This window comes from Pseudomonas sp. B2021 (assembly GCF_018135665.1).
Taxonomy (GTDB): Bacteria; Pseudomonadota; Gammaproteobacteria; order Pseudomonadales; family Pseudomonadaceae; genus Aquipseudomonas; species Aquipseudomonas lactis.
The window spans coordinates 1,494,309-1,512,429 of sequence record NZ_SMOF01000001.1 but is presented as its reverse complement, the minus strand read 5'-3'; the positions used below and the strand labels follow the sequence as shown (position 1 = coordinate 1,512,429).

General features: G+C 53.4%; 23 protein-coding genes and 2 pseudogenes. 6 read left to right on the top strand and 19 right to left on the bottom strand.

The genetic code is table 11. The features are described 5' to 3' along the window. Positions 1-165: 165 nt before the first annotated feature. From E1K68_RS06715 to E1K68_RS06655, 13 genes are all read right to left on the bottom strand, one after another. A complete protein-coding gene (locus E1K68_RS06715; RefSeq protein ID WP_003189025.1) occupies positions 166-672 on the bottom strand; it encodes a phage major tail tube protein in 507 nt (168 codons plus the stop codon). Beyond that, the gene (locus E1K68_RS06710; protein WP_032877508.1) at positions 672-1,838 is read right to left on the bottom strand and encodes a tail protein; all 1,167 of its coding nucleotides are present in this window, start codon (positions 1,836-1,838) and stop codon (positions 672-674) included. The genes E1K68_RS06715 and E1K68_RS06710 overlap by 1 nt, the downstream gene beginning before the upstream one ends. A gap of 2 nt (positions 1,839-1,840) precedes the next feature. Next, positions 1,841-2,014 (bottom strand): hypothetical protein, encoded by a 174-nt coding sequence (locus E1K68_RS06705; RefSeq protein ID WP_212613898.1) that lies wholly within the window; start codon positions 2,012-2,014, stop codon positions 1,841-1,843. Positions 2,015-2,104: 90 nt separating this feature from the next. Next, positions 2,105-2,341: a tail fiber assembly protein gene (locus E1K68_RS06700; RefSeq protein ID WP_034135801.1), complete on the bottom strand. Its 237-nt coding sequence runs from the start codon at positions 2,339-2,341 to the stop codon at positions 2,105-2,107. A 9-nt stretch (positions 2,342-2,350) separates the two neighbouring features. Then, positions 2,351-3,103 (bottom strand): hypothetical protein, encoded by a 753-nt coding sequence (locus E1K68_RS06695; RefSeq protein ID WP_034135802.1) that lies wholly within the window; start codon positions 3,101-3,103, stop codon positions 2,351-2,353. Between the two features lie 53 nt (positions 3,104-3,156). Beyond that, the gene (locus tag E1K68_RS06690) at positions 3,157-3,687 is read right to left on the bottom strand and encodes a tail fiber protein (protein ID WP_014717163.1); all 531 of its coding nucleotides are present in this window, start codon (positions 3,685-3,687) and stop codon (positions 3,157-3,159) included. Next, positions 3,684-4,322: a phage tail protein I gene (locus E1K68_RS06685; protein WP_212613897.1), complete on the bottom strand. Its 639-nt coding sequence runs from the start codon at positions 4,320-4,322 to the stop codon at positions 3,684-3,686. Before E1K68_RS06685 ends, E1K68_RS06690 begins: the two co-directional genes overlap by 4 nt. Then, positions 4,319-5,314 (bottom strand): baseplate J/gp47 family protein, encoded by a 996-nt coding sequence (locus tag E1K68_RS06680; protein WP_212613896.1) that lies wholly within the window; start codon positions 5,312-5,314, stop codon positions 4,319-4,321. Before E1K68_RS06680 ends, E1K68_RS06685 begins: the two co-directional genes overlap by 4 nt. Further along, a complete protein-coding gene (locus E1K68_RS06675; RefSeq protein WP_044272184.1) occupies positions 5,311-5,643 on the bottom strand; it encodes a phage baseplate protein in 333 nt (110 codons plus the stop codon). Before E1K68_RS06675 ends, E1K68_RS06680 begins: the two co-directional genes overlap by 4 nt. Before the next feature lie 9 nt (positions 5,644-5,652). Next, positions 5,653-6,264 carry a phage baseplate assembly protein V gene (locus E1K68_RS06670; RefSeq protein ID WP_169855383.1) on the bottom strand — a complete coding sequence of 204 codons (612 nt, stop codon included), beginning with the start codon at positions 6,262-6,264 and terminating at the stop codon, positions 5,653-5,655. A gap of 3 nt (positions 6,265-6,267) precedes the next feature. Further along, a complete protein-coding gene (locus E1K68_RS06665) occupies positions 6,268-6,783 on the bottom strand; it encodes a hypothetical protein (RefSeq protein WP_212613895.1) in 516 nt (171 codons plus the stop codon). Between the two features lie 23 nt (positions 6,784-6,806). Further along, positions 6,807-7,145: a phage holin family protein gene (locus E1K68_RS06660; RefSeq protein ID WP_032893298.1), complete on the bottom strand. Its 339-nt coding sequence runs from the start codon at positions 7,143-7,145 to the stop codon at positions 6,807-6,809. 590 nt (positions 7,146-7,735) lie between these two features. Continuing rightward, complete coding sequence (locus E1K68_RS06655) at positions 7,736-8,479, bottom strand: XRE family transcriptional regulator (protein WP_169855582.1); 744 nt, start codon at positions 8,477-8,479, stop codon at positions 7,736-7,738. A 224-nt stretch (positions 8,480-8,703) separates the two neighbouring features. Here E1K68_RS06655 and E1K68_RS06650 point away from each other — a divergent pair, with 224 nt between their 5' ends. Next, a complete protein-coding gene (locus tag E1K68_RS06650) occupies positions 8,704-9,192 on the top strand; it encodes a type II toxin-antitoxin system antitoxin SocA domain-containing protein (RefSeq protein WP_003189004.1) in 489 nt (162 codons plus the stop codon). Further along, positions 9,185-9,556, top strand: coding sequence for a hypothetical protein (locus E1K68_RS06645; RefSeq protein WP_032893301.1), 372 nt, complete (start codon positions 9,185-9,187; stop codon positions 9,554-9,556). Before E1K68_RS06650 ends, E1K68_RS06645 begins: the two co-directional genes overlap by 8 nt. A gap of 285 nt (positions 9,557-9,841) precedes the next feature. Here E1K68_RS06645 and E1K68_RS06640 read toward each other — a convergent pair whose 3' ends face one another. Beyond that, positions 9,842-10,390, bottom strand: a complete 549-nt coding sequence (locus E1K68_RS06640) for a hypothetical protein (RefSeq protein ID WP_212613894.1) — start codon at positions 10,388-10,390, stop codon at positions 9,842-9,844. Between the two features lie 413 nt (positions 10,391-10,803). Here E1K68_RS06640 and E1K68_RS06635 point away from each other — a divergent pair, with 413 nt between their 5' ends. Further along, the gene (locus E1K68_RS06635) at positions 10,804-11,085 is read left to right on the top strand and encodes a DUF3077 domain-containing protein (protein WP_032893303.1); all 282 of its coding nucleotides are present in this window, start codon (positions 10,804-10,806) and stop codon (positions 11,083-11,085) included. Positions 11,086-11,619: 534 nt separating this feature from the next. Here E1K68_RS06635 and E1K68_RS27715 read toward each other — a convergent pair. The 4 genes and pseudogenes from E1K68_RS27715 to E1K68_RS06620 all read right to left on the bottom strand — a co-directional run. Further along, positions 11,620-11,955: pseudogene (locus E1K68_RS27715) on the bottom strand (autotransporter domain-containing protein); the annotation flags it as partial. Between the two features lie 143 nt (positions 11,956-12,098). Next, positions 12,099-13,124 carry a sensor histidine kinase gene (locus tag E1K68_RS06630; RefSeq protein ID WP_212613893.1) on the bottom strand — a complete coding sequence of 342 codons (1,026 nt, stop codon included), beginning with the start codon at positions 13,122-13,124 and terminating at the stop codon, positions 12,099-12,101. Beyond that, on the bottom strand, positions 13,117-13,761 hold the full coding sequence (locus E1K68_RS06625; RefSeq protein WP_212613892.1) for a response regulator transcription factor: 645 nt from the start codon (positions 13,759-13,761) through the stop codon (positions 13,117-13,119). The genes E1K68_RS06630 and E1K68_RS06625 overlap by 8 nt, the downstream gene beginning before the upstream one ends. An 877-nt stretch (positions 13,762-14,638) precedes the next feature. Further along, positions 14,639-15,178 (bottom strand): hypothetical protein, encoded by a 540-nt coding sequence (locus E1K68_RS06620; RefSeq protein WP_212613891.1) that lies wholly within the window; start codon positions 15,176-15,178, stop codon positions 14,639-14,641. 128 nt (positions 15,179-15,306) lie between these two features. Between E1K68_RS06620 and E1K68_RS06615 the strand changes: the two genes are divergently transcribed. The 3 genes and pseudogenes from E1K68_RS06615 to E1K68_RS27705 all read left to right on the top strand — a co-directional run bounded on the left by E1K68_RS06615 (position 15,307) and on the right by E1K68_RS27705 (position 16,669). After that, a complete protein-coding gene (locus tag E1K68_RS06615; protein WP_212613890.1) occupies positions 15,307-15,504 on the top strand; it encodes an excisionase in 198 nt (65 codons plus the stop codon). 62 nt (positions 15,505-15,566) lie between these two features. Next, a pseudogene (locus E1K68_RS27710) lies at positions 15,567-15,653 on the top strand (DUF3596 domain-containing protein); the annotation flags it as partial. Positions 15,654-16,033: 380 nt separating this feature from the next. Beyond that, positions 16,034-16,669, top strand: a complete 636-nt coding sequence (locus E1K68_RS27705) for a site-specific integrase (RefSeq protein WP_244858780.1) — start codon at positions 16,034-16,036, stop codon at positions 16,667-16,669. Positions 16,670-16,702: 33 nt separating this feature from the next. Here the strand turns inward: E1K68_RS27705 and E1K68_RS06605 are convergent, their stop codons facing one another. Beyond that, positions 16,703-18,013 carry a PIN domain-containing protein gene (locus tag E1K68_RS06605; RefSeq protein ID WP_212613889.1) on the bottom strand — a complete coding sequence of 437 codons (1,311 nt, stop codon included), beginning with the start codon at positions 18,011-18,013 and terminating at the stop codon, positions 16,703-16,705. Between the last annotated feature and the right edge of the window lie 108 nt (positions 18,014-18,121).

Sequence of the window (18,121 nt, the reverse complement as noted above, 5' to 3'; positions counted from 1 at the left end):
GAGCAGTGTTGAAAAGCACCGCAAATCTAAATCTGCGCGCGGTCCGTGTGGGAGCTGGCTTGCCTGCGATAGCATCCACTCGATACACCAGATACACCGAGTCGCCTGCATCGCAGGCAAGCCAGCTCCCACATTGATCGTGCCCGCCTTAGATAGCAGTCATCTTTAAGGCATCAGCACGGCACGGCGCGCATCGCCAAGAATGTCGACGCCGTTGAGCACAAACTTCTGGGTGCGTACATCGATGTCGATCACCGAAATGCCATTTTCCAGACGGTTGTAGGTACGGCAGGACAGCTCCAGCGTGGTGGTGGCCTTGTCGCCCATTTTCAGCTTCGCCTCCTCCAGGGATTTGAGCTTGCCGCCGACGGTGTGGTAGGTGAAGTAGGTCTTGCCGTCCTGGTCCTGACCGGCTTCACGCACGTTCAGCAAAATGTCGTCGCCCATGCGCACGCCCAGGGCCAGCATGATTTCCGGGCCGGCACCTTGCAGCACCAGCTTGGCATTGAGCACCTTGCCGCTCTTGGCCATTTCCTCGGCAATAAAGCGCCCGCCGGACATGGCTTCCATGTCGAACTCGATCTTCGGCGGGGTGAACTCTTCTACGGTTGCGGACAACGGCAGGCCTTGAAGGGTGGCCGCAATGGCCTGTCTGACTCGGTTGGTAAACATTAGAGAACGTCCTCCAGGAACTGCTCGATGATTTCATCGCGGGCGTTGAGTTGATAAACCATGTGTTCGTTCGGCGCGTAGCGGCCGTAGTCGATGACGATGAACCAGGTACCGTTCTTGTACTTCTCGACGCTGTTCAGTTCCGGGTGCAGGTACACGCTGCCGCCGGGAATGGTTTCGTCGGCCACCAGGGTTTGCAGCCAATCGTTGATGCGCTTGACCTCCTGGTCCATGAAGGACTTGGTGAGGTTCTTGGCCATGGCTTTCTGGCCGGCCTTGACCAGCTTGCGGCTGATGGCATCTTCCAGGCCGACGTAGCTGATGAACTTGCCGGTGATGGAGCGGTTACCCAGCAGGGAGAAGCCGCCGAGGATGGTGCGGGCGTAGTAGCTCACGCCGTATCGGTTGAGCAGGTCGCCTTCGGTGGAGGTGTCGAGGATGTTGTACTCGACCACGCGAGAAACGTCCTCGGCGAAGGTCACCTGATTACCCGGGCTTTCCCACTGCTTGACCTTGGCCAGTGCGGCGATGGCCAGCGAGGATGGCGACAGGAACACATTCTTCTTCGCAGCCTTGGAGTACACCGACGGCATGTTGTGCACCAGCAGGCAACGGTCGAAGCCCAGGTCGGCACCGCCCAGCTCGCCGCTGTAGGTCACTTGGTCGGCCACCGACGCGTCCTTGCCATCGAGCACCACACGGGCCTTGATGCGTTTGCCGAACGAGGCGAACTCACCGGCTACGGCTTTGGTGCCCGTGAAGCCTGGAGCGCCGATGATGGTCAGGTCTTCAGGGACGCTGCTCAGGGCAGCCAGGCCCAGCTTGCGACCGGTGACCGGGTCGTTGCCGCCGATCACATTGTTGATCGTGTCGGCCGGGGTAGCGCCCTCTTCGACGATGACTACATAGACCGGCACCTTGACCACTTTGAGGATCTGGTACACCGCCTGGAACAAGGTGCCCGACTCAGTGCCGGTAGGGTCCAGCAGCGCCTGGGTGGTGAAGCTGTTGATGCGAAACGGCGCGTTTTTGGGGATCGACGCGTGGGCATTCGGCGCAGTGCCGACCAGGCCAATGACGTTATCGCCAAGGCCACCCATGGCCTCGGGGGATTCAGTGGCATTCACAGTGATGCCGTTGTGCTCGAAGTTCAGGACTTCTGCCATGGTTATTCAGCCTTCTTGGGGGTGGAGTTGAGGACGCTGGTCAGTTCCAGACGGCCAGCGGTGCGCAGGGCGGATGCTTCGACGTCGAGCAGTTCCAGCTCCTCGCCAGCGGTGGACCAATGGCCGTTGCCGATGGGGAATGGGATGAGGACGGTGTAGGTTTGGCAGGTGGGCATGGGTGGAAATCTCCGGGTGGGAAAATGCAAAAAGCCCCTGCGGGGAGGGGCTTTGGGGAGGCGAAAAAAAACTGCTTTCGCGGTAATCAGTTATTTCAGAAAATCGGGTTTGGATGGCCAGAGCACTGCGTCTGGATCTTCTCCCTGATCTGGAATATCACGCAGTTTTTGACGATACTCAGCGAAGATAAGCTTATGGCTTTCGAGCATCGGATAGTCTGGCATTGCAGCATAATCACTCGCCGACAAGTCTTGATCCCTTGCCTTACGGATCATTTCCCACTTGATAATCGGATGCAGTTCAGCAGGTACAAATAGCGGTTTCATATTTTCTCCTCAGCCTAGAGCCAACATCGTTCCCCAATCACCTGGGTTGGTTACAACGCCTGTGCAAGCCCCTGCCAGCATCACCTCAACAACGCCAGTGGATGAGGTGCGCATCGGGTGCAGATGGTAATAACTCCCAAACAGTTCAGTAGGAGAAATAACACTGGAACACCAGCGCCATTTGCCTTTCTCAACACCATTACTCCATGCACCCGATACGTTACCTTCCAAAAGACGCACGAAGGCGCCTACCGTCAGGTAGGAGTTCTGCGGGACTGCACCAGAGCCATTCGCGAGCGCCATATCGACCGTGTATGGGAACGCAAGCCAAGGACTAACGTCTGACACCGACCACTTCATTTGCCACAGATATACAAACGTGCGCCAATAGTCGCTCGCCCTGATTTCAAAGCTTGGATATTGTTCACGCACATCTGCCTGCACTTGGAGCATGAAATCTACATCAGCTTGCGGGCGTCCGGCCGCTTGAGAAACAGGGGTGATAGTTCGCAGCTTAGTGGGCGTCACTTCAGCATGAATCCCCCAATTTTCAATCAGTGTTCCGTCGGCGTTGGGGGAAAGATTGAAGTTCTTGGTGACCGCTAACCTTGGGAGTCTATTTTTCAACTCCGCCAATTGTGCGTCATACGCCAAGCGGGCATCGGCTATCGCCTTGTCAATTTCTCCGACTTTTCCGGTAATTATATTAGTCAAGTTGTTTGCCGCACTAACGACGGCAGCAAGTTGCTGTTCAGTACTCAAATGGATGCTCCTAAACGCTTGGTGAGCGTTATGTAAATTCAATTAAAAACGCCCTATTTCTTTTCGACTTCCATCACCCGAAATAGAACCCCTACACCGCGTGCCATATTGTCTATGCTCGCGGCCGATAAGGCCGCAATTTCATCAGTCAATAGCACATTCAAATTGTCATTCCCCACCACAATCGTCACGCTATCCGCCGGCAACGGCGAAACATCCAGCGTAAACTTCTGCAGCACCCGCGCCGCCGCCGCTTTATACGTCAGCAACTTACCCGCCACGGAATACACCGCCAGCAAGGTGCCGCTGGCGAGGTAAAACCCGAACTCGCCAATCTCATACTCGCCGTCGCCGTCAAACAGCGCGGCCATCCTGAGTTGGCGCTCGCCCAGGTCTTCGTAATCGACGATGGCCACCCGTTGGCGCTCGTCACGCAAGGCCACTTCCGTGCCGTCGGGGTTGTAGCGGCCGGTGCCGGCGCCGATGTGGGTGATTTCGCCTTTGAGGCCCTGGTTCTTTGCCTGCAGCACTTCATCCAAACCTTTGGAGGTGAAGCGCACCAGGCGCGTGATTTCATCTGTCATGGCTGCGCCCTGAGGTCGTAATCGTTAATGGTGTAGTGCTGGGCAACCCCGGCACTGTTGAGCCGAGCTACCAGCGACAATTCCGGCAACGCGCCGTTCAGGTAGAACTCACCGTCGCTTAAAGGCGCGTCGAGCACTTGCGTGAGCGCGAGCTGGCCTTCGGTCTCATGCACGATGGTGATCGTCGCCTGATCGCGCTCACTCTTGGCCGCATTGATACGCCGGATCAGCCGGTTGTGGTCGCCGCTGGACCAACTGCGTCCGATGATCGCCTGCACGTCGAAGGTGTAAGGCACGCCCAGCGGACGTTGCTGGTACCAGGCGCTGATATTGGGCGTGAAGCCCAATGACTCCACCGCATGGCTCAGTGCCTTGGGTGTGCCGGCCTGGCGCTGGATCTGCCAGGACAAGGCCACGGTCAGGCGTTTTTCCGCCTCGCTGGCCTCGGCATCCCACTCGCTGACGCCACGGTCTGCGGCCAGGTAAGGCAGGAATTCGCTGGGGGTGTGCAGCGGGTTCATCAGCGCCGGAAACGGCGGAGTGACGCGCTCAAGCAATGTGCCGAAGCCCAGGTCCAGGGCCTTTTCCAGCGGTGAGCTGTTGGCCGGCAGCAAACTTGCGTTGGGTTCACTCATAGCGTGCGCACCTCCACCTCGACACCCGTGCAATACGGGGCCTGGAACGCGGTGCTGGCAATCGGCGCCAACGGTTCCAGGATGTGCAATTGCGCAGCGCCGGCACTGTGGATGGCGTAGTCGATCCAGCTGGGGTCCACCCGCCCTTCCAGACGGTGGCAGGACTCGGCGTAGTCTTGCAGCAGTTTCTGCGCGGCCACTTGGGTCAGCCCCGAGTCCGGGCCGGCGTTGATCTTGGCCACCACGCGAATTTTGTAGGGTTGAATCTGCGCGCCCTGGACGCTGACCAGGTCGGTTTCGGGCCGTACATCCGGCCGTGCGAAATGTCGACGTACACCGTCAAGCAAGTCGGCAGATGGCGTGCCGTCGCCTTCCCTGGAAAGCACGGTGACCATGACTTCACCCGGTGCGGTGCGGCGAGCGTTGCCGTCCTTGACCTGGGCCGCGTAACCGTCGGGGTCGAAGGTGTAGGTGACCGTGACCACACCGGGCGTCGCACTTTGCACTTTCACTGCTGGGCGCTCGCCCAAGGTGAACACTTCACGGCGATACTGCATGCGCGAGCCCGCCGCTGGGGCGTGGGGCGCCAGGTAGTAACGCAGGCGGGCGTCGTCGTCGCTTTCCAAGGTGGGCGGCACCGGCGGGAACGCGGCCGGGTCGCCGGGGTCGAGTACTTGGCGTTCCAGGCCCATATCGGCCAGACGCGCATCCAGGTTGCTGCCGGTGGCCCACCACGCCAGCATCTGCTTGATGCGGGCGTTGTATTTGCGCTCATGGGTTTGCAGGCGCACGCAAAAGGCTTCCAGAGCCAGGGTCAGCAGTTCGCTTTCGTTGTCGAGGCTGACCTGGAGTTTGGCCGCGCTTTGCGGTGCGCGGGTGGCGACATAGTCGATGACAAACGCTTTGAATTCGGCCAGCAACGGTTCGAACTCATCGACCTTGATGATGGTCGGTTCCGCCAGTTGGTTCTGGCCGGGGATCAGCATGCTCATGTCACGACCTCGAAGGATTGTTGGCGGTTTTTCCAGGTGCCGGCAAACCGCAGCAGCAGGCCGGCGCCTTGGCGGGTGGCGACGATGACCTGAGGGTCGAAGTCGCCGATACCGTTGTGGGTGTTGTAGAAGGCCTGCGCGGCGTGGCTCTGGGCGAGGATCAACAGGTCGTCGCCGAGGTTCTGGCCGAGCAACTGCGGGATCAGCGAGCCGTACAACGGGCGCTTTTGCCGCGTTCCGATGGGGGTGGTCAGCGCTCGGGTGGCGCGCTGCACAAATTGCAGCCAGTCGTCGACGGCCGCCCCGGTGTTCCTATCGATTCCGAGCATGGGGTGTCCTTATCGGGGGCTGATGACGCGTCCTTGATGGTCCACCACCGGGCCGCTGAAGTGCGCGCCGCCGGCATCCAGCAATAGGCTGGTGCCGCCGACTTGCAGGGTGATGCCTTGGGCGCTGAGGGTCAGGCTGGCGGCGCCGACCTTGACGTCAACCTGTTCGCGGGAACCGCTGAAGGTGGTAGGGCCATTGACCCAGTTGAAGGTGTGGCTGGCGTCGTCGTAGTCGCTTTGGGTGCCGTCTTGATGCCGGCGCCGAGTCAGCGTTGCCACGTTGGAGACCGGCGGGAAGCGATCACTGTTAAGGCCGAACAGAGCCACGGATTGCACACCGCCCTCCCCTCCGCCGTAGTTGAGCAGCAGGCATTGCTCACCCACCGTGGGGATGCGGGTTTCGGTTTGTGCACCGGCACTGGGGTTGAAAAAACGGATCGCCGGGGTGAGCAGGTCACCGTGGCTGACCTTGCAGGTGTTGCTGGCCGCATCAACCTGCTGGCAAATACCGATCCGACAGAAGCTCTCGGCGCGGCGGTAGAGGTCCTCGAGCTGGGACTCCATCTCGGCCAGGCGTTCGACGATCGGTCCCAATTGCATGCGTAACAGCGCGTCGAACATGGGCTACTCCGCCAGTGGCTTGTATTGGGCCGGGTCGTCGATGTTGGAGACGTCCCAGGTGCAGGCAAATAGCGGTTGGCCTGTGGGATCGTCGAGTAACGTCGGCCCTAGATAGAGGGTTTGAGTGAAGGAAACCGTCCAGGTGTCGTAGCCCGTTTCCACGGAAGTGCGCACAGCGGGAGCCGCGACGATATTCGCCGGCAAATCGCACTGCGCCTGGGGCAGGTACCAACGGTTATCCAGCACCAGGTCCATGAGCTGGCTGGCCAGGTCGCAGGCGTCGAACGGCAATGCACCGGGGGCGACCATGGCCCTAAGTGAAATGGCCAGGACGTGGGCCTTGCGCCCCTCGCGAGAGCGAATGCCCGGGCCATTGCCTTCGACCGTGACCATTACGCCGGTTTGTTCAGCATCGCCTTGAAAGTCTTGGTGACTGCCGACCTTGATGTCCGGGAAGGCCGCATGCAGCACCGCGCCGATGGCTTGGGGCAGTTGGGATGGCTTTTCGATAAACGTCATTTTAAGTCGCGTCCTTGCAACGATTAGTGCGGGTCCTGGCCAGAGCCTTGGTTGATCCCGATGCGCTTGGCCGCCCATCGCTCATAAAGGCCGATGGCCACGTCGGCACCGGCCATGGCGGTCAGGCAACCAATGGCACCGGCGGTCCAGATCGACATGCCGGCGGCGTAGCACAGCATCAGGGCCGACACCCCACAGACCATGCACGCCCCGGAACGCAGGGCCAATCGGCGGATCAGCGACCAGCCACGTGCGCCTTCTTTATCGGCGCGCCACATTTCACCTGACACCCCGCCGATCACCGCCAATATGATGACCAGCCAGATAGGCATTTCCGCTAACGCTTGCTGTTCATTTGTCATGTCACGCCTCCTGGCTGAGCAATAAATAGTCCGTATTTCATTTACAAATGCTTGGATAGGTAGGCATTCCAAAAAGCCCGGTCGCCCGGGCTTTTCAGTAATGATGTCCTCGGACTTTCGGCGCTACTGGCGCGGTACGGTCCTTTCCTCAATGTTTTTCCGACCACGATCCCTGTCTGCCGGATAACTGCTTCTGGTGCTTTACGCTGCACACCCGGGTCAGTTGCCAACCCTCTGAACCGTTAAGGCCGGTTCATCGCTGCCTGTTGTTGAAGCGTTGAAACTAAAGAGCGTCGGCATCCTTGCCGGTGTTGCCTGGCATCCCTGCCATCGCTTCGATGGCGTCCTTGCCGATGTTGCGTGCCTTCCTTGTCTTCCTTGGCAGCATCCTTGCCGCCTCCACCAGGCCTTGTTGGCTGGCTTGAGATGAAGAATATGCATGTATGCATATACAGTCAATGCACAGATGCATTTATTTTTGCCCTTAAAATGCACGAATGCATTGGAAGCCTTGCGGGCTTGGGCTTGGCCGGTTTTCTAGGGGCGAAAAAAAACCCGCACATGGGCGGGTTTCTTCTTACGCGTGGAGGTTAGCGGGCGTACATGCCCCACCAGAAAACATGACCGAGGATACTGATCTGCTCATCCTGGATCTCCTGGAAGCTGTAGTCCTCATCGGGGTGTTCATCACGGTTGAAGCTGCGCAGGCGAATCCCGGAAGGCAGGCGGTAGAGCTGTTTAACCCGCAACTGGCCGTTGTGATTGATGGCATACAGGTCGCCATCCACGATGTCGCCAATGCCGCTCTTGCCGGCATTCACCCCTACCGTGGCCCCGTCGCGCAACACCGGCAACATACTGTTGCCGCGCACCGTCACGCACTTTGCCTGGTCGAACTGCACACCGTTATGCCGCAGGCTGCGCTTGCCGAACCGCAGGCTGGCCTTTTCGCTTTCCTCGATGACGAATCTTCCTGATCCAGCAGCCAATTCAACCTCGCGCAGAAAGGGGATCGACACCTCGTCATCATTAACGGGGGTGTCGTCGTCCCACAGGCTTATGTCCTTGAGTTCCGAATGCATCGGGTCGCGCCCGTCATCGCGCAAAGCGCCCACTGCTGCGCGCCCGCGCAGGTAATCAGTGCTCACGCGAAAATACTCGGCGATACGGGAGATGTGTTTATCCGACGGATCAACGATCTTGCCGCTGAGGATCCGGGACAGTGTGGATTGAGGCACGCCAGTGCGTCGGTGAAGCTCCGTGGGGGAGATCCGGTCGCGGTCCAGCAATTCTCTTAAGACGATAGAAACGTTGCGTTTTTGCATAGCGCGGATAGTGACGGGAGTTTTTGGGGTTGGCAAATGCTAATTTGCATATTTATGCATTAAACATCAAATTTCAATTACCCCGAAACAAAATACTGTATATGAAACCAGTTATTTGAACTCTATTATTGCGCCACCTTGATATTGCCGCACGACAACACCTTGCATGTCGACAACTCAAGGCCTATGTATAAAACTCTTTGACAACGTAGCCAGCAAAGACGGAGGTGCTCATGGCTTATTCAGCGCTAGCTGTCGCTAACGCCTTCATTGAACGTGCGAAGGAAGGCAAGCTTTCGGGCCTGACGCCCATGAAGCTGCAAAAACTGCTGTTTTATACGCAGTCCTGGCATTTGCGCGAACGGGATCAGCCCCTTATGGATGATCACTTTGCCCGCTGGCAATATGGTCCGGTCATCCCGTCGCTTTACCATGAGTTGAAATCCTACGGTAATCGTCCGGTGACGTCGTTGCTCAGCAATCTGAAGCCCGACGCCGAAGATATTGTGTTCGTGACACCGAGAGTGCCTGAGAGCGACACCTACACCCATCGTTTGATTGACCGGATCATCAACAAATACGGCAAGTGGTCTGGCACCCAATTGTCCAACCTCTCCCACGAGGACGGCACAGCCTGGGCCCTCAAGGGCGCCGACGGTTCCGCCATCGACTGGGAAGACATGGCAACACTCATTCACCCAAAGAGCCGCATCCGTGAGTGAAGAACTCGACAACCTGGAACTCACCCTGCCCCCCGCGGCAGGGCCTGACCAGGACACCCAAGCCGGTGGCGAGCAAGCCATAGGCACCGACGATGAAAGAAACCAGAACCTCAAAGACCAGAAGGCCGAAAGGCAACTGCGCAAGAAATATGCGGGTCGGGCGTTTTGGTTTGCCGCTTGTGGTGTGATCTTCTGGGCGGTTTTACTGGTGTGGAATGGGTGGTCGACGTATTACTCGGGCAAAGCGCCGTTCTCGGACAATGTGTTGATTGCTATCACTACGGCGACTTCAATCAATCTGTTTGCGGCGTTTCTTGGGGTGATCCGAGGGTTGTTTCCGGCTAGTGGGCGTAGGTCAAAATAGCCTATTGGACCGCGCAGTCATTCCAACTTTGAAGGATTAATATGCTGCGAAAAAGCCAGATCATCACCTTCCCGGCATTGATCGCATCGGCTTTGAACCGAAGAGTAAAATGATTCTGGTCTGCCTGCCTTATCCCAACGTGACAGATTGTAAAAATGGCGCTGGAAAAAAAGAGTGATCAGAGCGATGAATCGCTGAGTTATGGCGGTGTTACTGCTTGGTGATTCGGCGCGAACTGCTTCCAGAGCGGCCGGTAGCTAATCATTCAGAAACGCAGAAATGGACTTAGCTGAAGTCAAGCGACTCGAAAACTCCTCCCGTAGCTTCACCCGAGGAGATGCAGACTTTGAACGGATACCAGCAATCGTCTACATACCATCCCTCCCCTGTAATGATCCCATCCGCGAGCGAGATTTGGATATTTCTAATCCCGTCCAGAGACAGGCGCTCAGAGCACCAGACCTCAGCCTCGCCTTTAACAAGCCTGAGCCACACCCCATTTGAAACAAGGATGCTGTCTAATTCTGGAATGCTGACCAAGTACTCGATATCGCCACCGAAATGCTTCAAGAGAAAGCCGCTACGAATGTCCACGATATAACCCTGACCACCGGCAACTATCATCACATGAAAAGTTGAACCCAGCGTCAGAACACAACTGAAGCGGCAAAAACCCGGTTGAAAATTCCCCACCCAAGAAGGCTTCGCCTCTGGCGAGAACCTGATGACGAATCCTTCACTATGGTGCCCTTGGCCGGTAGCGCTGAACTGCAAAGGAAGAGGCCCTTCGCCCGGTAGCCCAGCAAGAATCTGATACTTCAGGGTACTCGTCATAAATTTTCCAGGTTGCGAAGTTCAAACTAGTCGAATCATGATATTACCTGCCACATCGTTCTAGGAGGCGTGTTTCTCCAATGCTGCCTACTGGAGAAAAGCGGACGCATTTATTTCCAGGACACAGTTTCCCAGTTGCACCCTCCCTATCACCACGCTACCCTTCCATTCGTCGCTGCCAATTCAGCGACCGGGCCTGATAACCCGTCAAGATGCAGGCGCAACAAGCGCCACCAAACCCGATTTGCAGGCGTTTTTTTTCGCCCCTCATTTCGTGCAATGGCGGCTGTGCGTGGGAGACCTTCGGGTCTGCCGGGTTCCTGTATCTCCGGTTTATCAGCCTGCGCACAGCTGCCACCCCATTCGCCTGATAACGAACGTGGTAGCTCTCACTTGATATGGGAGTTTTACCGATGACCGCTACAAATCCGCCTGCGTTAACCACCCTCGGCGTCACCCCCTTCTCCTTTCACTCCGACCAACCTCTATTCCGCGTCAACAGCGGTGTTTCCCTGCAAGAAGCCCTGCACCACGCCTCCGATCTTCTCCATGTCGCCAAGCTGCTCGCAGAAGATGCGGCGATGACCAAGGAGACGGACCGTTATGCGTGGGCGTCGCATTACTTGCAGGAGATGGTCAAGGCGGTAGTTGATGATGTGGTGAAGGTGTTGGATTCGCCCGGCAACATTCAGTAAGTAGCTAGGAAGAGGAGCGCGGCGCATTTGAATAAATGCGTCGCCTCTTTTTGTGTTTTTACCTAGCCGAGAACCGACAGAACAACACCGGCGCCCTGTCCGCGTTACTCCGTACTGCAAATAGGAGCGACATACTAGAAACGAACAGTCTCTGCTGCGCAGCAGGTATCATTACTCCTCCAAGCGCCACTATGTACAGTCCTGAAATAGGTTTACATCTGTTTCAGGCCTAGACAGTACGTTCATCTCAGCAATCCGTGAGCAGGTTAGGTCGGCCACTGTTCGACGGATCCTTGGGCATCATGTCGCTTCTCCTTTTTTTGAACAGAGTGATCCATTGGGCCTCAGTGGCCACTGGATCCAATATTAGACAAAGAAAGGGGGCGGGGAATTGCGTATTAGGGTGGGTACTATGAATAAACGTCGAGTTAAAATTAAAAAACCCAAAATATCGGCGAGTAAATTTCAAGAAAAAAGATTATTGTTTTTGGGGATGACAGGGGCTCGCAAGAGCTCCCGTTCGCGTCCCCCCCTAAAACGCGTACGCGCCTTGACCATCACTCCGTTAACATCAAGCCCGCTACGCGCTTGGCGGGTATAGCTAGCGCACACCGTCAGCACCGACACTTGATAATTCAGGCCAAGGCTGGCTTCGTATCTGTCACGTGCAACCGAAGCGCCAGTGACGGTAAACGCAAGCACCAAACTCCTCCACTCCATAGCGCTGCGAGCCAGTGCTCAGCGCCGCTGAAGAGCCCTTCTCGGTGAAGCTATCCATCCGCACGTGGAATAACGCGCCGCCACTCGCGGTTCAATCACGGCAGCATCCGACATCATGAAGCTGTGGCCGCCCAGTACTCTGGCTCACAACTGTCCAACCTAAGCCTTCCGTATCCTTGGCGTTCAATAAGCAAAAATAAATCCGTGCTGTTTTTTAGAACTCAAAAATCAAAGAACTAATTTTAGAAATTCGCTCGGGAACGTCATTACACAGTACCAAAATATGCACAACCTTATCCAGCAGACTTTAAGCTAAGTACAAATGAGTTTCGAGCATAAGTATCACTAATCATAGGTCTGCCAGCATGCAGATATAGACCGCCTTCATTCAAACGCGCCATCTCGCGAGCTAAGAACAAACCAATACCGGCACCACTTAGCTTCTCATTCACAGCATATTTTCCTGACACAGCCTCATCAAACACACGACCTTGCTCTTCCGGAGCAATAGCTAGACTTTCCATTTCAAAGCGAATATCTATATAACCATTTCCGTCTTCTGAGGTTATAACATTGAGAACACTGTTACGCATTGTATATTTTACAGCATTCTCAACTAGATAATATATACAGGTATGAATAGAGTCGTAATCAAACACGGCTTGAAGCCTAGTCGGCTCTACATACGCCTTTACTTTCTTCGCAAGGAACTCTCCAAAAAATAGATAAAAAACATTCATCAGTACGCGATGAACATCATGCGATTCCATTTTCATTGACCCAACTTTTCCAGAGAGCTTTTCGAACGCAGAAAATTCGGCCTTTTGAGCAAGTTGGTTCTTCAGAATTTCAATAATCGCTCTTGCAGTATCCTGAGAGTTATCTCTGACCTCCCCAGAAACATACTCAATAGATTCTCTAGGAGAAGAGAGCAACATCTCTTGCTTCACTATGTAGAAAATTTCTTGACTTGTTTTCGCAGTTAAACTTTTCAGGTTATGTATTAACCTACGACTGCGCTGTTCAGCATGTTTAGTGGAAGCATCAATAGTGGGGGCAGCCAGTACAACAACATTCACCTCTAAGTCCATCAATTTCTTACTTTTGAGGCGATCTGTATCTGAAGAAGCTGCAATTACGGTATACCCTTGCTCAGACCTGCGAGTCAGACGCGTAACTTTACCATCCAACCGAATAATTTTGGACCCATCCGCAGGGAGTTCAGATTGACATACTTGCAAATACTCTCCTAGCTGGTTAATAAATGGTTCGGCACGCTCCTGCGACCACAAAGCTACCCTAGCAAATCGCTCAGCCATTTTTTAGCACTCGAACAATAGTTTCTTCAAAACGTATAGGTTCTGCTGTCTTAGGCAAGCTGTAATCTGCCTCTTGTAGAGCATCATGAAAACGCGCGCCTTCTTCTTCAGCTGAATATATAATTATCTTTTTCTTCTGATAACGACGTTTAATAGCCAAAGCAAGGCCTAAACCCTCGTCAACGTAGAACATTGATTTCCCCACACCTTGAATATCTACAAATACCACATCAGCATCAGATAGCACAGCCTCTTCGAGTGAGTTAATATCTTCAACAATTCTAGTATTCTCCCACCCCATCTTCTTGAGAATACCAACAATTTTAAATCCCTGATCATCATCAATAAAAAGTATTTTTATCTTTCTTTTTAATGCAGAAATATCAAAAATCGCATCTGCCGTTTTCGGAGAAGAGTCAGCAACTGATTCAGCAGCAGGACTTACATTTACCGTTAAATTATTAGTATTTGAGTTTTGTAGTGAATTATGAGCCTCGCCACCAGTAGAAACAGGGAGTACCTCGGGAGAGGACTTCGAACCCGACACTTTATTTTTCACAAAAAGATAAGAAGCTATAGCCAAGCACCCAACTATCAACGACACAACTTTTTCCGTTGTATCCAATGTAAGTTCCACGTCCATACCATCGACCAATCAATAGATTAATTATTATAAAATAAATACTCAGCCCCCAACCAACAAAGGTTGTGCACAGACTAATTATTTCAGTCTTTATAAAGAACAACGAGCCTCACAATTTTGGACCAACATTACCAAGGACATTTAAACTACTTGCGGCTTTCAACTTGAAAACCATTCTCAAGCATACGCCAACTCGCAAGGCTACTATTTTGACATCATCATGTCTAGTGGAGTACTGCTCGAATTTCAAATTTGATCTAAACGGCCCAATGGGTTCAATGGGGCTTTCAAAGAACATAGATACGGAGAAACGCTAGCAAGCCGCGTCGAGCACACCCATCCCCCAAAGGTATTCATATGATCCCGATTCTTCCTGCATAGCTAGCTCTATAGGTTCAGGTACCCCGACAAGTAAATAGGAATGGAGTCCAATGACCAAGGCTTCGCTGATTCAAAAAGAGGACAGATTTGAATGGCACTTATTTAACCTTTTTTCGGGTGTCCGTTTTTCCTGACCTCAATCCTTACCGCGGAACGCGTTTGCATAAGCATCCAGTGAGGCTTGGGTCTTCGTTTGATGGCGGGAGGCTCAATACGTCCCGGTCGGTTTCCGACACGCTTTCTAGTGATCAATCTGAGTAAATCCGGTACCCCACCGTCTTGTTCATCGGCACCGTACTGCCGCATCGCAAGCCATAACTAAAGAAAAATGAACACAGGGAACAGATTTATTCTTCAAAATGCCGACTCAGTTATATCCCGCGAAAAGCTGCGCGGGGCAGCGCTCAGTGATGCAACGCTAACCGATCAGAAACGGCCGCTCGCGCATCCTGCCGAAGAAGGTAAAAAGGCTCTCGCCCTAACCATTAATTTAGCCAAGAAGCCCATGTTTCTCACAGAAGTCCTCCAGGTATCCATGGACGACGCTGAGGACGTGAGCAACAGGCAACGTATCCACGCCATTGGAAATCATCACTACTGCAGCCGGAGAGTTCAACGCGTCCCCTGCTCGTGCAATCCCTGCCCTTGCCGGAAAAGAAGTAAACCAAACGGAGGCAGGCTTGACCGCTTCATCGGTATGACGATCTGGGGCGTAATGTTTGAAGGAGTTCGCGATCTCACGACATACCGTGAGGTTTGGGCAAGCATCTCTCAGATTCAACTGGAAGTTTGTCTTGGTAGGCTCCCCTACCTTCTGACCTTTTCCCCAAATCGCACGCTGCGACTCATTTCCGCTGTGCCAGATCCAGTCACAAATATGGAACGCCGTGAGGGCGCCGTTGATTGCAAAATAACTCGACGTGGAAAGGCTATCCACCGCATTGGAGATGTAACTGCGCTGCAGCTGACTTATCTCCCAGTCCAGCTTCAATAACATGTCATTGATACTTTTCACTTGGAACGTGTGCACCGATTAGCCTCCCTTTATCCCCGTTTTGCGAGTAGCGCCCCTGCTCACCGACGTGGGGGTGGCCTTGAGCAATACCCACTGTCAGTCCGCTCAATGTCGCATGACAGCAGCCTGTGGAGGGGAAAAATATGAGATTTCCACGCTGGGTAATGATCAGCCGCGCCTCAGAACTTACTGGCTACAGCGAAGACGCCATTCGCCACAAAGTGAAAAACGGCACCTGGGCCCAAGGCCGCATCTGGCGCAAGACGCCGGACGGCCGCATTGCAATCAACATGACGGAGTATGACAAGTGGGCCGAGAGCGCACCTCAGGAAGCGGCCTAGAAACCGAGCTGGCAAAGCACAGGGGGATTGAGATACACGGCGGCAATTTGCGCGTCGTGTTCATGTGGCGGCGTATACGCTGCCGCGAACCCCTCGGCCTTCCGATCACCAAAGCCAATATCAAACACGCCGCCCTCTTAAGGGCGGCAATTCTTCACGAGATCAAAACCGGTCATTTTGAATATGGACGGCACTTTCCTAACTCAAAGCACGCGACCAACTACAGCAGTGCCAAGGACGAAAGGCTTGGGGCGTTGCTGGAACGGTACAAGCCGTTGAAGGCAGTCGACATCACGCCCATGACCGAGGAGAAGTACGGCTATGCCTTAGACATCTGCACTGCCTTGGTTGGAATTGATCGTCTCGCCGGAGTTTTGTTGCCCGAAGACATTCAGTTGCTAAGGACGTTGCTGATTGCAGATCGAGCACCGTCAATCACTACCTGGCGACGTTCGCCGGTTTCCTGGGCTGGTGCGAGACCAATGGATACTGCCGCAAGGGATTATCAGAAGCGTGCAATCGGTTCGCAATGCAAGGCCAAGAGCCGGATCCGCTTACTCGTGACGAATTCCAGCTGCTGGTTGATAAAGGATGCCTTCACCCCCAGGACGCTGCGGCGATTACTTTGGCCGTGTATACCGGGCTTCGACCAAGTGAGATATGTGCGCTGGCTGTTGAGGACATCGACCTGGACGCAGGACAGATCAACATCACCCGCGCCATAACAGCCAACGGCACGTTCAAAGTACCTAAGACCGGGAGGCCGCGCTCAGTATTATTAATGCCACCAGCGGTCGAAGCCTGCAAGGTACTGCTGTCGCTAGTTGCCGATCATCCTGCACGCGTCATCGAGGTGTTCCAGAACAGGCACGAGAGCCGGAAAGAGAGTGTTACCCCAGTACTCTCCCCCTCAACCCAGGCGCGCAAGAAGATTATAAATTTCTGGTATGTCCCCACCGCTTGGAATACCAAATGGGCAGCAATCCAGAAACGATCAGGCATCCGCCCCAGACGACCTTATCAGACTCGCCATACATACGCGTGCTGGTGTTTAACAGCCCGAGGAAATCTTGCATTCATTGCAAAACAGATGGGTCATAAAGACTTCACAATGCTAGTACAGGTATATGCAAAATGGATGGATGATGAATCCAAAAGAGCTTGAAAAAATATGGCAATCTCTCAACATTGCGAAACACTAAAAACCGTCTCGAGACAGCTTTCTCTCAAGGGCATTCAAAGTTCTCTTTTTAGCACGCAGCAATCTAAACTCATGCAAATACGAATCTATAGCACCATCAACTCTGAATAGATTCTTATCAGCAACAACAACGCGTTCATCATCTAAGGGGACACCAGCCGAAGTTAACGCGGCCTTAGCAAGGGAAAGCTCGCCACGCTCAGCTCTATAAAGCTCTAAATATGACGACAGAGCTTTCGCTCTTTGCAAAATCACTTCCTTTTCATTTGCTATCGACTGAGAGGTTGAGCCTCTCACATACTCATCCGCATTTGAAGAAAGAATATCGGCATCATATTTTATATGCCACCCCTTCAAGGTAGCTATACGGGACCACGAATCTTCTAACGAGTCTTCTAAAAACTCACCTCTCAAACCATCCATCTTGTCCGCGTCAGCCTTGTTGATTGCGCGAACCTCCTCCATAACATTATCCGAAGTATCTTGTTTGAGATATTCATTAGCTTTAAGCAAAAATCTATCAGTCGAATAAAGATAAAAATCTTGTTTTACCGTGCTCATAAACTCCCTGCTGAGGGCTGGCAAGGCAGTTACCAATAGCTTATCTGACTTAAGCCACCAATCATCTTTCTTTTCACCGGTAACTAAAATCACAGACTTATTTTTAAGCACTGCATGATCAATTAACTGCTTCCACAAAATCAGATCACCAAACTTTTTGAGCTTAAACTTAGTCGTAGTAGCTTCAGGCATTTTCCCGCCATCTTGAAATCCAGGAGGTATCTTCTCTAAATATCTACTCTCACCCTCCACCGCTAACTCACTTAGCTTTTCTTCAGAATACGGCTCACCTACCCGCCCAGACAGAACCTCCCCGATCCTTTCCTTTACAAGATCAACAGTTACAAAAGAGTTATAAATATCCTTCTTACTCTCTAACTCAGCAATCATTGAGTCATATGAAGATATGAATGTTCTAAAAACATCATCAGAAACGAAAGGGTGTTTTGTACCTGCGTTAAATTTTTCTTTCGCGGCTTTTAGCCCAGAAATAGACTTAGCATATGCATCAGACTGATCCTCGATCACACCTAGACGATTTTCGAAATACTCATAAGCAACTTGATAAGGAACCCATAACCGATCCCCTAACGACTCCATAACTTTGAAAAGAGCATCTCTCGCGGAATCAGAGAATCTATAAAGATCAAGTAGAACATTTGTGTCCAATACGAAGATGCAATCCGCCCATAGCTTCTTCTGTCGCTCGGGCTCCCCTACAAAATGCTCTGGAAAAGCTGCTTTCATTTTTTTTTGCCTGCGGAAAATGATCTGCGAGCTTGATAGCACACCGCCATACATTTCGCCAAGGCTGGATGGCGTTCACCGAGTGAGCAGTTGCTCACCCTGTGTTAG

What these genes read in the sequence shown, in the direction of transcription:
- E1K68_RS06700 (WP_034135801.1), bottom strand. Translation starts at nt 2,341, where the DNA reads ATGAAACCGCTATTTGTACCTGCTGAACTGCATCCGATTATCAAGTGG.
- E1K68_RS06675 (WP_044272184.1), bottom strand. Translation starts at nt 5,643, where the DNA reads ATGCTCGGAATCGATAGGAACACCGGGGCGGCCGTCGACGACTGGCTG.
- E1K68_RS06670 (WP_169855383.1), bottom strand. Translation starts at nt 6,264, where the DNA reads ATGTTCGACGCGCTGTTACGCATGCAATTGGGACCGATCGTCGAACGC.
- E1K68_RS06640 (WP_212613894.1), bottom strand. Translation starts at nt 10,390, where the DNA reads ATGACGAGTACCCTGAAGTATCAGATTCTTGCTGGGCTACCGGGCGAA.
- E1K68_RS06710 (WP_032877508.1), bottom strand. Translation starts at nt 1,838, where the DNA reads ATGGCAGAAGTCCTGAACTTCGAGCACAACGGCATCACTGTGAATGCC.
- E1K68_RS06615 (WP_212613890.1), top strand. Translation starts at nt 15,307, where the DNA reads ATGAGATTTCCACGCTGGGTAATGATCAGCCGCGCCTCAGAACTTACT.
- E1K68_RS06635 (WP_032893303.1), top strand. Translation starts at nt 10,804, where the DNA reads ATGACCGCTACAAATCCGCCTGCGTTAACCACCCTCGGCGTCACCCCC.
- E1K68_RS06630 (WP_212613893.1), bottom strand. Translation starts at nt 13,124, where the DNA reads ATGGCTGAGCGATTTGCTAGGGTAGCTTTGTGGTCGCAGGAGCGTGCC.
- E1K68_RS06650 (WP_003189004.1), top strand. Translation starts at nt 8,704, where the DNA reads ATGGCTTATTCAGCGCTAGCTGTCGCTAACGCCTTCATTGAACGTGCG.
- E1K68_RS06605 (WP_212613889.1), bottom strand. Translation starts at nt 18,013, where the DNA reads ATGAAAGCAGCTTTTCCAGAGCATTTTGTAGGGGAGCCCGAGCGACAG.
- E1K68_RS06690 (WP_014717163.1), bottom strand. Translation starts at nt 3,687, where the DNA reads ATGACAGATGAAATCACGCGCCTGGTGCGCTTCACCTCCAAAGGTTTG.
- E1K68_RS27705 (WP_244858780.1), top strand. Translation starts at nt 16,034, where the DNA reads ATGCAAGGCCAAGAGCCGGATCCGCTTACTCGTGACGAATTCCAGCTG.
- E1K68_RS06705 (WP_212613898.1), bottom strand. Translation starts at nt 2,014, where the DNA reads ATGCCCACCTGCCAAACCTACACCGTCCTCATCCCATTCCCCATCGGC.
- E1K68_RS06715 (WP_003189025.1), bottom strand. Translation starts at nt 672, where the DNA reads ATGTTTACCAACCGAGTCAGACAGGCCATTGCGGCCACCCTTCAAGGC.
- E1K68_RS06660 (WP_032893298.1), bottom strand. Translation starts at nt 7,145, where the DNA reads ATGACAAATGAACAGCAAGCGTTAGCGGAAATGCCTATCTGGCTGGTC.
- E1K68_RS06665 (WP_212613895.1), bottom strand. Translation starts at nt 6,783, where the DNA reads ATGACGTTTATCGAAAAGCCATCCCAACTGCCCCAAGCCATCGGCGCG.
- E1K68_RS06685 (WP_212613897.1), bottom strand. Translation starts at nt 4,322, where the DNA reads ATGAGTGAACCCAACGCAAGTTTGCTGCCGGCCAACAGCTCACCGCTG.
- E1K68_RS06680 (WP_212613896.1), bottom strand. Translation starts at nt 5,314, where the DNA reads ATGAGCATGCTGATCCCCGGCCAGAACCAACTGGCGGAACCGACCATC.